This is a genomic window from Klebsiella grimontii (assembly GCF_042137965.1).
Classification (GTDB): domain Bacteria; phylum Pseudomonadota; class Gammaproteobacteria; order Enterobacterales; family Enterobacteriaceae; genus Klebsiella; species Klebsiella grimontii.
The window spans coordinates 3,966,407-3,978,248 of sequence record NZ_CP169721.1; the positions used below are offsets into that span (position 1 = coordinate 3,966,407).

General features: G+C 58.1%; 13 protein-coding genes. 1 reads left to right on the forward strand and 12 read right to left on the reverse strand.

Annotation, left to right across the window (positions count from 1 at the left end; genetic code table 11):
- Window positions 1-175: 175 nt before the first annotated feature.
- Genes sdhB through sdhC form a run of 4 tightly spaced genes read right to left on the reverse strand, consistent with a single transcriptional unit; the run spans window position 176 to window position 3,419 of the window.
- Window positions 176-892 (reverse strand): succinate dehydrogenase iron-sulfur subunit SdhB, encoded by a 717-nt coding sequence (sdhB, locus tag ACE3MN_RS18685; RefSeq protein WP_004130526.1) that lies wholly within the window; start codon window positions 890-892, stop codon window positions 176-178.
- 15 nt (window positions 893-907) lie between these two features.
- Window positions 908-2,674 (reverse strand): succinate dehydrogenase flavoprotein subunit, encoded by a 1,767-nt coding sequence (gene sdhA, locus ACE3MN_RS18690; RefSeq protein WP_009651647.1) that lies wholly within the window; start codon window positions 2,672-2,674, stop codon window positions 908-910.
- Entirely contained in the window at window positions 2,674-3,021 is a 348-nt protein-coding gene (gene sdhD / locus ACE3MN_RS18695) for a succinate dehydrogenase membrane anchor subunit (protein WP_004100278.1), read from the reverse strand. The genes sdhA and sdhD overlap by 1 nt, the downstream gene beginning before the upstream one ends.
- The gene (gene sdhC, locus ACE3MN_RS18700; RefSeq protein WP_004130523.1) at window positions 3,015-3,419 is read right to left on the reverse strand and encodes a succinate dehydrogenase cytochrome b556 subunit; all 405 of its coding nucleotides are present in this window, start codon (window positions 3,417-3,419) and stop codon (window positions 3,015-3,017) included. Before sdhC ends, sdhD begins: the two co-directional genes overlap by 7 nt.
- A 639-nt stretch (window positions 3,420-4,058) precedes the next feature.
- On the opposite strand from sdhC, the gene gltA reads away from it, so the two are divergent.
- On the forward strand, window positions 4,059-5,342 hold the full coding sequence (gene gltA, locus ACE3MN_RS18705) for a citrate synthase (protein ID WP_004100276.1): 1,284 nt from the start codon (window positions 4,059-4,061) through the stop codon (window positions 5,340-5,342).
- 45 nt (window positions 5,343-5,387) lie between these two features.
- Here gltA and nei read toward each other — a convergent pair whose 3' ends face one another.
- The 8 genes from nei to ybgI all read right to left on the reverse strand — a co-directional run bounded on the left by nei (window position 5,388) and on the right by ybgI (window position 11,706).
- Entirely contained in the window at window positions 5,388-6,179 is a 792-nt protein-coding gene (gene nei / locus ACE3MN_RS18710; RefSeq protein WP_004133438.1) for an endonuclease VIII, read from the reverse strand.
- Window positions 6,180-6,194: 15 nt separating this feature from the next.
- Window positions 6,195-6,839: a pyroglutamyl-peptidase I gene (gene pcp, locus ACE3MN_RS18715; protein WP_375364134.1), complete on the reverse strand. Its 645-nt coding sequence runs from the start codon at window positions 6,837-6,839 to the stop codon at window positions 6,195-6,197.
- Window positions 6,840-6,848: 9 nt separating this feature from the next.
- Window positions 6,849-7,844 (reverse strand): DUF979 domain-containing protein, encoded by a 996-nt coding sequence (locus ACE3MN_RS18720; RefSeq protein ID WP_049088759.1) that lies wholly within the window; start codon window positions 7,842-7,844, stop codon window positions 6,849-6,851.
- Window positions 7,841-8,566: a DUF969 domain-containing protein gene (locus tag ACE3MN_RS18725; RefSeq protein WP_049086580.1), complete on the reverse strand. Its 726-nt coding sequence runs from the start codon at window positions 8,564-8,566 to the stop codon at window positions 7,841-7,843. The genes ACE3MN_RS18720 and ACE3MN_RS18725 overlap by 4 nt, the downstream gene beginning before the upstream one ends.
- 62 nt (window positions 8,567-8,628) lie before the next feature.
- Window positions 8,629-9,375 (reverse strand): 5-oxoprolinase subunit PxpA, encoded by a 747-nt coding sequence (gene pxpA, locus ACE3MN_RS18730; protein ID WP_004132170.1) that lies wholly within the window; start codon window positions 9,373-9,375, stop codon window positions 8,629-8,631.
- Window positions 9,365-10,297 (reverse strand): 5-oxoprolinase subunit PxpC, encoded by a 933-nt coding sequence (gene pxpC / locus ACE3MN_RS18735; protein WP_024358786.1) that lies wholly within the window; start codon window positions 10,295-10,297, stop codon window positions 9,365-9,367. The genes pxpA and pxpC overlap by 11 nt, the downstream gene beginning before the upstream one ends.
- On the reverse strand, window positions 10,291-10,947 hold the full coding sequence (gene pxpB, locus ACE3MN_RS18740) for a 5-oxoprolinase subunit PxpB (protein WP_004132173.1): 657 nt from the start codon (window positions 10,945-10,947) through the stop codon (window positions 10,291-10,293). Before pxpB ends, pxpC begins: the two co-directional genes overlap by 7 nt.
- A gap of 15 nt (window positions 10,948-10,962) precedes the next feature.
- Entirely contained in the window at window positions 10,963-11,706 is a 744-nt protein-coding gene (ybgI, locus tag ACE3MN_RS18745) for a radiation resistance protein YbgI (RefSeq protein ID WP_024358787.1), read from the reverse strand.
- Window positions 11,707-11,842 lie beyond the last annotated feature (136 nt).

Genomic DNA, 11,842 nt, shown 5'->3' on the forward strand with positions numbered 1-11,842 from the left:
CGGAGATTCGTTCTGCTCGCGCCTTGTCTCGCGCTGAACATCTCGATTATTACTATTAATGTGGCAGTTTTTAGAGGTTTCCTGCTATATCCCCCGGCGGCGCGAACGCTTGCCGGGGCAACTGCTTCGGGTAGCCCGGATAAGCGATAGCGCCATCCGGGACAGACCGGGTTGCTTACGCACTGCGCTGCAGCAGCATCGACTTAATATGGCCGATGGCGCGCGTCGGGTTCAGCCCCTTAGGACACACACTGACGCAGTTCATAATGCTATGACAGCGGAATACGCTGAAAGCATCGCTCAGCCCTTCGAGGCGCTCGCTGGTTTCGGTATCGCGGCTGTCGATCAGGAAGCGATACGCGGCCAGCAGGCCAGCCGGGCCGATAAACTTGTCCGGGTTCCACCAGAACGACGGGCAAGAGGTTGAACAACATGCGCAGAGAATACACTCGTACAGACCATCGAGTTTCTCACGCTGCTCTGGCGACTGCAGATGCTCGCGAGCAGGAGGATTTTGCCCATTATTCAACAAGTAAGGCTTAATCTTCTCATATTGTGCATAGAATTGCCCCATGTCTACCACCAAATCACGGATAACCGGTAATCCTGGCAGCGGACGGATAACAATTTTCTTGCCCGGCTGATTCAGCGCCGAGATCGGCGTGATGCACGCCAGACCATTTTTCCCGTTCATGTTCAGACCGTCGGAGCCACATACCCCTTCACGGCAGGAGCGGCGGAACGACAGCGACGGATCTTTCTCTTTCAGCTGGATTAACGCATCCAGCAGCATCATGTCACGACCTTCTTCCGCTTCGAGGGTGTAGTCCTGCATGCGCGGAGCATCGTCTACGTCCGGGTTATAACGATAAACTGAAAACTCGAGTTTCATATTCCTGTCTCCGCATTAATAAGTACGAATCTTCGGCGGGAATGCCGGACGCAGCTTCGGTTCCATATTGACGCTACGACGCGTCATGGATTCCGACTCTGGCAGATACAGGGAATGGCACAGCCAGTTTTCATCATCACGATCCGGGAAGTCGAAGCGGCTATGCGCACCGCGGCTTTCGGTACGGTAGTTCGCAGACATTGCGGTGGCGTAAGCGGTTTCCATCAGGTTATCCAGCTCCAGACACTCAACGCGCTGGGTGTTGAACTCGCTGGAAGTATCATCCAGGCGGGCGTTTTTCAGACGCTCGCGGATCGCTTTCAGCTGCTCAAGGCCCTTCGCCATTGCGTCCCCTTCGCGGAATACCGAGAAGTTATGCTGCATACACTCTTGCAGCGCTTTGCGGATTTCGACCGGGTCTTCACCATTGCGGTTGCCGTTCCAGCGGTTCAGACGTTCCAGCGAAGCATCGATCTCGTCATCCGTCGCATCGCGCAGTACGCCCTGTTCGGCGATAGACTCCTGCAGATGCAGGCCCACCGCGCGGCCAAAGACCACCAGGTCAAGCAGCGAGTTGCCGCCCAGACGGTTCGCGCCGTGTACCGATACGCAGGCGATTTCGCCTACCGCGAACAGCCCCGGAATCACCACGTCTTCGCCCTGCTCGTTAACGGTCAGCGCCTGGCCGCTCACTTTGGTCGGAATACCGCCCATCATATAGTGGCAGGTTGGGATAACCGGAATCGGCTCTTTCACCGGGTCGACGTGAGCAAAGGTACGAGAGAGTTCCAGAATACCCGGCAGACGGGATTCGAGAACCTCTTTACCGAGATGGTCAAGCTTCAGCTTGGCGTGCGGGCCCCAAGGACCGTCACAGCCGCGACCTTCACGGATTTCGATCATGATGGAACGCGCCACCACGTCACGACCCGCCAGGTCTTTCGCGTTCGGCGCATAACGCTCCATAAAGCGCTCGCCGTGTTTATTCAGCAGATAGCCGCCTTCACCGCGGCAGCCTTCGGTCACCAGAACGCCCGCACCGGCGATACCGGTCGGGTGGAACTGCCACATTTCCATATCCTGCACCGGAACGCCGGCGCGGATCGCCATACCCACGCCGTCGCCGGTATTGATATGAGCGTTGGTGGTGGACTGGTAAATACGGCCTGCGCCGCCGGTCGCCAGCACGGTGGCGCGAGCTTTAAAGTAAACCACTTCACCCGTTTCGATGCACAGGGCGGTACAGCCGACCACCGCGCCATCGGCGTTTTTCACCAGATCCAGCGCGTACCACTCGGAGAAAATAGTGGTGTGGTTTTTCAGGTTCTGCTGATAGAGGGTGTGCAGCAGGGCGTGACCGGTACGGTCAGCCGCCGCAGCGGTACGTGCCGCCTGCTCGCCGCCGAAGTTTTTCGACTGGCCGCCGAACGGACGCTGATAAATAGTGCCATTTTCGAGACGCGAGAACGGCAGACCCATATGGTCCAGCTCCAGAATCGCTTCCGGGCCGGTTTTACACATATATTCGATGGCGTCCTGATCGCCAATGTAGTCCGACCCCTTGACGGTGTCGTACATATGCCATTCCCAGTTATCTTCATGGGTATTACCGAGCGCGACGGTGATGCCGCCCTGCGCGGAAACGGTATGGGAACGGGTCGGGAAGACTTTGGAGAGCAGCGCACAGGTCTGGCCGCTTTGGGAAATCTGCAGCGCCGCGCGCATACCTGCGCCGCCGGCACCGATCACAACTGCATCAAATTCTCTGACTGGCAATTTCATTACACACCCCACACCACAACAAATCCATAAAGAACGTAAGCCACCAGCGCAACAACGATCAGCAGTTGCAGAATTAAGCGCACGGCCAGTGGTTTAACGTAGTCCGTTAACACCTGCCACATCCCAATCCAGGCGTGGATCAGAATGGAAACGAGAGCCAGCAGGGTGAAGACTTTAGTGAACGCGGAGGAGAAAAAGCCCGTCCAGACTTCCCATGAAATTTCACCGGTGGTGGCAAAAAAGCCCACCATATAGATGATGTAGAGGGTCAGAACGATAGCGGTAGCACGGACCAGAATAAAGTCATGTACGCCGTTGCGTCCTAGTGCTGAGGCGTTGCTTACCATACGAGGACTCCTGCGAGAAGTGAAAGCACGACAGTAATAACAAAAGAAATTTTGGCGGAGCGTGTCCCTACTTCGAGGGTTTCTTCAAGGTAGCCAAAATCCATCAGCAGGTGGCGAATACCGACCACCGCGTGATACGCCAGCGCGGTCAGGATGCCCCACATGATGAACTTCACAAAGAAGCTATCCATAATGGATGCCGCAGTGAGAAAACCTTCGGGAGAGGAAAGGCTGGTGCCCAGCAGCCAAAGCAGAATCCCGACCGCCACGAAGGTGATCACTCCGGATACGCGATGGAGAATGGACGCTATCGCCGTGATTGGGAACCGGATCGTTTGCAGATCCAGATTGACAGGTCTTTGTTTTTTCACATTTCTTACCATGAATAACGCCCACATGCTGTTCTTATTGTTTCCTTCCTCCGGTCTGCTTGCGGGTCAGACAGCGTCCTTATCTATAACTAAAAGTCATGTTAAAACGCCTTTTCAGGAGTTAAAGCGTGACAAAATAACGCTGGGTGGCTCGGGATTGCAGGGTGTTCCGGAGACCTGGCGGCAGTATAGGCCGTTCACAAAATCATTACAATTAACCTACATATAGTTTGTCGGGTTTTCTCCCGAACAGTGATCAATGTCACGATAACAACATATTTTTAATTTTTAATCATCTGATTTGACAAATATTAAACATTATTGTTACAACCATTACCAGATAAATGCAATAATACGCAAAAGTTATGGGGTCACTCTTTTACCTGAGAATAAGTTATGCAACAGTGAGAGAGTATTGACCGATGTAATCAGGACAGTTATTAGTGGTATATAGTTTTAAAATATTCGGGCTGCTAAAACGCTGATTTGCTGTTGTTTCATCGTAGGCTGAAGTCGTACCATCAAGCGCCCTTGCTCTGTACCCTGCCCCTTTCGCGACGCAGAGCGATGTGCAACATAACAAACTGGTAACGTCATCTGCTACGGGCCGAATGCAAATCCACCACCCGGCAGTCTTAAGCAATAAAGGCGCTAAGGAGACCATAAATGTCTGATGCTAAAGCAAAAATCACCCTGGGTGGTGATACTGCTATCGAACTGGATGTGCTAAAGGGCACTCTCGGTCAGGATGTTATTGATATTCGTAGTCTTGGTTCAAAAGGCGTATTTACTTTTGACCCTGGTTTCACCTCAACCGCATCCTGCGAATCTAAAATCACCTTTATCGACGGTGATGAAGGTATCCTGCTGCACCGCGGTTTTCCGATCGATCAGTTAGCAACCGACTCCAACTATCTGGAAGTATGCTACATCCTGCTGAACGGTGAGAAGCCGACCCAGGCCCAGTACGACGAATTCAAAACTATCGTTACTCGCCACACGATGATTCACGAACAGATTACCCGTCTGTTCCACGCGTTCCGCCGCGATTCACATCCGATGGCCGTTATGTGCGGTATCACCGGCGCGCTGGCCGCCTTCTATCACGATTCGCTGGATGTAAATAACCCACGCCACCGCGATATCGCCGCATTCCGCCTGCTCTCCAAGATGCCGACTATGGCGGCAATGTGTTACAAATATTCTATCGGCCAGCCTTTCGTTTATCCGCGCAACGACCTCTCCTACGCGGGTAACTTCCTGAATATGATGTTCTCCACGCCGTGTGAAAAATATGAAGTGAACCCGATTCTGGAACGCGCCATGGACCGTATCCTGATCCTGCACGCCGACCATGAACAAAACGCTTCGACTTCCACCGTGCGTACCGCCGGCTCTTCCGGCGCCAACCCGTTTGCCTGCATCGCTGCGGGTATTGCCTCCCTGTGGGGACCGGCGCACGGCGGCGCCAACGAAGCGGCGCTGAAGATGCTCGAAGAGATCAGCTCCGTTGAGCACATTCCGGAATTCGTCCGTCGCGCGAAAGACAAAAACGACTCTTTCCGCCTGATGGGCTTTGGCCACCGGGTGTACAAAAACTACGACCCGCGCGCCACCGTTATGCGTGAAACCTGCCATGAAGTGCTGAAAGAGCTGGGCACCAAAGACGATCTGCTGGAAGTGGCCATGGAGCTTGAGCACATCGCGCTCAACGACCCGTACTTCATCGAGAAGAAACTTTACCCGAACGTCGATTTCTACTCCGGTATCATCCTCAAAGCGATGGGCATCCCATCCTCCATGTTTACCGTTATCTTTGCGATGGCGCGTACCGTGGGCTGGATTGCGCACTGGAACGAAATGCACAGCGACGGCATGAAAATCGCCCGTCCACGTCAGCTGTATACCGGCTATGAAAAGCGCGATTTCAAAAACGATATCGCCCGCTAAGTCGGCTATCGCTACGACAAAAAACGCGCCTTCTGGCGCGTTTTTTTATTGCTGGCATCCCGGGCACCAGTAAAACGGCCGCGACGACAGCATGGTCCTCTCGATAATCCCGCCGCAGCGCTCGCAGGCCTCCCCTTCGCGATGAAAAACCTTAAAGCGAAACAGCGCGCCGTGGTGCTTATTCTCATCGGCCAGACCGCGGGTGTTGTAGGACAATCGCGGGATCTCCAGCAGCGCATGCGCCAGCGCATCGAGCTGTTTTTCATCCAGTTCAGAGGCTTTATGCCGCCCGGTCAGCCCCACCTGCCAGAGGATCTCCACGCGCAGATAGTTGCCTAATCCGGCAAGAAACGCCTGATCCAGCAGCAGACCGGAGAACTGGCGGTTGCGAAATTTCGCCGACAGCAGCCGCGCTTTAACCTGTTCAACGCTAAGGCGCATATCGAGCACATCCGGCCCGACCCGCAGCAAAAATGGATGGCGGGCGAGCTGCTCGGGCGTCAGCATTTCAATATCGGAGGCGCTGTAGAGCAAAATCGCCCTGCGCGCGGTCTGCAGCCGGACGCGCAGAACGCGCGTCGTTTCAGGCTGCTCCCCCGCGTCCACCACTCGCCAGACGCCGTACAGCTGATTGTGGCTATACAGCGTTAGCCCGCCGGAGAAGTGGGTCAGCAGCGCCTTGCCGCGAGTTTCAATGTGCGTCACTCGCTGGCCGACCAGCTGAGATTGGTATTGTTGTAACTGCGGGAAGGCGAACCACGCCCCGGTCAGGGGTTCGCCTTTAATCGCCGCTTCCAGGCTATCCGCCGCGCGGCGAATTTCCGGACCTTCCGGCATAATCTTATCCTTGTGTTAATGCGTTGCGCCGCCGCCGACTTTCACGTCCCCGTCCTGCTGCAGGGCAACGGCGATAGCCGTTTCCAGCGCCGCACGCACCGTGTCTACCGCCATACTCGCTTCGCCGGGGTGAGCCGCGGCCTGCTCCGGCAAATACGGTATATGGATAAACCCGCCCTTCGCGCCGCTGCGATGACGCAGGCTATGCAGCAGGCCATACATCACGTGATTACAGACAAACGTCCCCGCCGTCTGCGACACCGACGCCGGAATGCCTTTGCTCCGCAGGGCGGTCACGATCGCTTTGATCGGCAGCGTGCTGAAGTACGCCGCCGGGCCTCCGGCTACGATCGGCACGTCGATCGGCTGCAGGCCTTTATTGTCCGGGATCCGCGCATCATCGACGTTGATCGCCACCCGTTCAACGGTGATGTCGACGCGACCGCCCGCCTGGCCAATCGCCAGCGTTAAGACAGGTTTCAGCTCATCCAGCGCGGCGTTCAGCGCCGTCATGGCGTCGCCAAAGACGCACGGCAGCTGCCGCGCCACCACCGGCTGCCCGGCGATGATAGCGCCGTCCAGCCGCTTTACCACTTCCCACGAAGGGTTAACCGCTTCGCCGCCAAACGGTTCAAAACCGGTAATCAGTACGCCAGCCATGATCCCTCCTTACAGGAACATCAGGAAATAGAGCAAAAATACGTTCACGATAAGCAGCATAACGCCGGTCGGCACCTGGGCTTTGATCACCGCGTTTTTATCCGGCAGCTCCAGCAGCGCGGCCGGGACGATATTGAAGTTCGCCGCCATTGGGGTCATCAGGGTCCCGCAGTAGCCGGAGAACATGCCAATTGCCGCCATCACCGCCGGGTTACCGCCGTGCTGCAGCACCAGAATCGGGATCCCGACGCCCGCCGTCACGATGGGAAACGCGGCGAAAGCGTTGCCCATCACCATCGTCAGCAGCGCCATACCCAAGGTATAGACGGCCACGGCGATAAACCGGCTGTCTACCGCCAGATAGTGCTGCGTCAGCCAGGAGATGCTATTGCCGACGCCCGCGGCGGTAAACAGCAGCCCGAGCACCGCGAGGATCTGCGGCAAAATAAACGCCCAGCCCACGGAATCCAGCAGGCGACGAGCTTCCTGCAACGGCTGCGCCGCCGTTTCATGGGTCATGCGGATAGCCATCACCAGGCCGAGCAGCGTACCTGCGGTCATTGAAAACAGCGTGATCAGCGTGGCGTGATTGCCCGGACCAAAGATAGCGATCTGCAGCGAGGGGAGATTATTAAACAGCAGCACGCCGATCACCGTCACCACCGGTATCGCCAGCGCCGGGAAAAACAGCCGGTTGCCAAGACGCGCGGCGCTGGCGGTACGTTCTTCCTGCGAGCGCTGATGATAGCGACCGAGGCGCACGCCGCCAAAACCGGCGATCAGCGCCAGTACCACCACCACCACGCCAACGCCGATATTGACGGTGCGCTTGTCGCCGACCAGCTCATAGGTCCAGTCGCCAAACAGAAACACCAGGCCGTACAGCCCCCAGAACAGGCCGGTTGTCAGCCTGCGCGGGTTGGCCTTATCGCGCCATGACATCACCGCTACCACCAGCAGAACGACGCCCGCCAGCCAGTAAAGCCAGGTTTGCTGAAAATTCATGCGGCACCGCCTTTCGCCTGGCCGGCGTTAACCTTGTCCAGCTCGCGCTGGAGATGGCGGTCGAGGCGCCACAGGCGGGCGGAGTGGATCAGGAAAGCGCAGACCGCCGTGGGGATCCCCCACAGGGCGATGTGCAGCGGCTCGGTCTGAATGCCACCCGACTCCAGCATAAAGTTATGCATAAAGATAATCGCGCCGAAGGCGACGAAAATATCTTCCCCGAAGAACAGGCCGACGTTATCGGTCGCCGCCGACATCGCGCGCAGGCGATAGCGGACCTCGCCAGGCAAGGCGCCAAAGTTTTTCTCCGCCGCCCCTTCCGCCATCGGCGCCAGCAGCGGGCGCACCATCTGCGGATGTCCGCCCAGGCTGGTGAGGCCCATCGCCGCGGTCACTTCACGCACGAACAGATAGACGATAAGCAGACGACCGGCGGTGGCGCTGCGGATCTTCGCGATCCACATCTGCGCGCGCTCTTTCAGCCCGTGCCGCTCCAGCAGGCCAATCACCGCCAGCGGCAACAGCAGAATAAACGGCAGGTTGCGAGTATTGAGAAACCCTTCACCCAGCTTTTCCAGAATGGTCGCGATCGGCATATGCGCCGTCAGACCGGTGATGATCCCGGACACAATAACCACCAGCACCGGGTTAAAACGCAGAACAAATCCGACCACGATCGCCGCAATGCCGATCAGTGGCCAGAGAGATAATGACTCTCCCATAGTAACATCCTGTATGTTGTTGTGAGTTGTTGTCTAATTTTAAAACATTGATTTTATTGTTTTTATTCTTGCACTTCCGCACTGACCTGTATATTGCGCCCGGCAAACGCCGCGCGCAAGCGGCGCGCAAAATCCAGCGCGTGCTCGCCGTCACCGTGCAGGCAGACGGTTTCCGCCACCACGTGCGCCCATTCGCCGGTGATACTGCGCACCCGGCTGTGCTGCACCATTTCCAGGGTTTGCGCCAGCGACTGTTCTTCGCTTTCGATCAGCGCGCCGGGCTGGGTACGCGGCACCAGGCTGCCGTCCGCCAGATAGCCGCGGTCGGCGAAGACCTCCTGGCGAGTGGTCAGCTGATAACGCTGCCCGGCGCGAATCAGCTCGCTGCCCGCCAGGCCCACCAGCACCAGACCCGCGTCAACGTCATATACCGCTTTGGCGATAGCGTCAGCTAGCTGCGGATCTTTTGCCGCCTGGTTATAGAGCATACCGTGCGGCTTGACGTGCCGCAGCTCGCCGCCCTGCGCGCGCACCAGCGCCGCCAGCGCGCCAACCTGATACAGCGTTTGCGCATAAACCGTTTCCGGCGGCAGCTGCATCGCCGTACGGCCAAAATTTTCCCGGTCGGGAAAGCTGGGATGCGCGCCCACCGCGACGCCATATTTCAGCGCTTCGCGGACGCACTGCAGCATCATTAGCGCATCGCCCGCATGGAAACCGCAGGCGATATTGGCGGAAGAGACCAGCTGTAGCAGCGCGCTATCGTTGGCGCAGCCTTCGCCGAGATCGGCGTTTAAATCAATCTTCATCGTTAAGTCTCCATGCCAGTTGTTCAAAGTAACGTTGCCTGTCGGCGCGCGCTTTCAGCGCTTCCTCCAGGGAGCAGGGAACAAAGTGGATCGGTTGTCCCAGCGGGATCTGCGCCAGCTGGTACATGTCGGCTTCGATAATGGTCGCAATCCGCGGATAGCCGCCGGTGGTCTGCGCGTCGTTCATCAGTACGATGGGCTGGCCGTTATGCGGAACCTGCACCACCCCAGGCAGCAGGCCGTGGGACAGCATCTCGCGATCGGTCATTCGCTTCAGCGGTTGCCCCTGCAGGCGGTAGCCCATGCGATTGCTCTGCGGGCTAAGCCGCCACGGCGAACGCCAGAAGGCGTCCTGCGACACGCTATCGAACTCCTGGTACTCCGGCCCGGGCAGCGCGCGGATGCGGTTGCCGATGGGCAGCTGCTTCACGCCGCGCGGTCCGCGGAACTGCTTATCCGATTTCCCCAGCTTCAGCCGGTCGCCGTCCTGCAAGCGTCGCCCTTCAAGGCCGCCAATTCCCACTTTCAGGTCAGTGCTGCGCGAACCCAGCACCTTCGGCACCGCAATTCCCCCCGCCACCGCCAGATAGCTGCGCACGCCGTGCTGGGGATTCTTGAGCACCAGATGCTGCCCGGCCTTGACCGCCGTTCGCCAGCCCACCCATACCGGCTCGCCATCGAGCTTCGCCTCGCAGGCGGCGCCGGTCAGCGCAAACCAGCCGCTACGCTCAAACTGAATATCCACCTGGCCCAGGGTTATCTCCAGCGCCGCGGCGTTGGCGCCGTTACCCACCAGCAGATTGGCGGTGACCAGCGCCGGCTTATCCATCGCGCCGCAGCGGCTGATGCCCAGCTGACGCAGCCCTTCACGCCCGCCGTCCTGCACCGAGGTATACATTCCGGCGCGGATAATTTTTAACATACGCCCTCCTTTTGCGGCACGAAACGCACTCTGTCGCCGGAACGCAGCAGCACCGGTTCCTTGCGCTTCGGATCAAATAGCGCCAGCGGCGTACGCCCCAGCAGCTGCCACCCCCCCGGCGTCGCCAGCGGATAGATCCCGGTTTGCGCGCCGCCAATACCGACGGACCCGGCGGGCACCAGCAGGCGCGGCTCCGCCCGTCGCGGCATCGCCAGCTTTTCTGGCAGGCCGCCGAAATACGGGAAACCCGGCTGAAAGCCGAGGAACCACACCACGTACTCCACCGACGAATGCAGCTCAACCACCTGCTTCTCGCTCAGGCCGCTGTGGCGGGCAATTTCCCCCAGATCCGGTCCGTATTCGCCGCCGTAAACCACCGGAACCGACACCTGCCGCGATTCCGGTTCGAGCGTATCGCACTCCTCCCACCAGAGCTGCAGGCGCTCAATCGCATCCCACGCCGTCTGCTGCGGATTACGCAATATCACGGTAATGTTGTTCATCCCCGGGATGGCTTCCACCACCTCGGTATGGCCTACCAGCCGCTGGGCTAACCGCCAGATCCGCTTCTGGCTTTCCAGGGTTACCGGCGGCTCAAGCTCCAGTACCACTGCCGTTTCACCTAACAAATAACAACGCGCTCGCTGCACTTTTGCCTCCGTTCATCAAGCCGGGTTGGGGATATCAATAAACGTGACGTCCAGTTCGGTATTTTCCGTTAGCCATTCGCTTAACGCGCGAATTCCGCCGCGCTCGGTGGCATGGTGCCCGGCGGCGTAAAAATGCAGCCCCTGCTCGCGCGCCGAGTGGATGGTTTGCTCTGAAACCTCACCGGTAATAAACGCGTCGACGCCAAAGCGGGCGGCGCTGTCGATAAAGCTCTGGCCGCCGCCGGTGCACCACGCCACGCGAGCGACTTTGTCCGGCCCGGTGTCGCCGCACCACAGCGGTTTGCGTCCCAGCCGCGCTTCAATCCACGAAGCCAGTTCCAGACCCGATACCGCCATCGACAGTTCGCCCCACGGCACCAGCGGCTCGATTTCGCCCATCACGTTGATGCCGAGCAGCGACGCCAACTGGGCGTTATTGCCCAGTTCCGGGTGGGCATCAAGCGGCAGGTGCCAGCCGTAGAGGTTAATGTCGTTAGCCAACAGCGTTTTGAGGCGGTTGCGCTTCATGCCGCGAATCACCGGCGATTCACCTTTCCAGAAGTAGCCGTGATGGACGATCACCGCATCGGCCTCCAGGCGCACGGCTTCATCCAGCAGCGCCTGGCTGGCGGTTACGCCGGTGACGATTTTTTGTATCGTCTCGCGCCCTTCCACCTGGAGCCCATTGGGGGCGTAATCACTGATGGCCGCGCTATTCAGCTTTTCATTAATCAGTTGTTCCAGTTCACTATTTTTCATTGCCGCTCCACCAGGTCATCATTCTATGCAGAGGGATAACATAACGGTATCCGCCCGGTCAGTCGATAGTTCTGCCGCTTCGCCGTCCATTTTGACTTTTCGCGAAATCCCGCAATTTGTCTACTCCCTCCTGCGC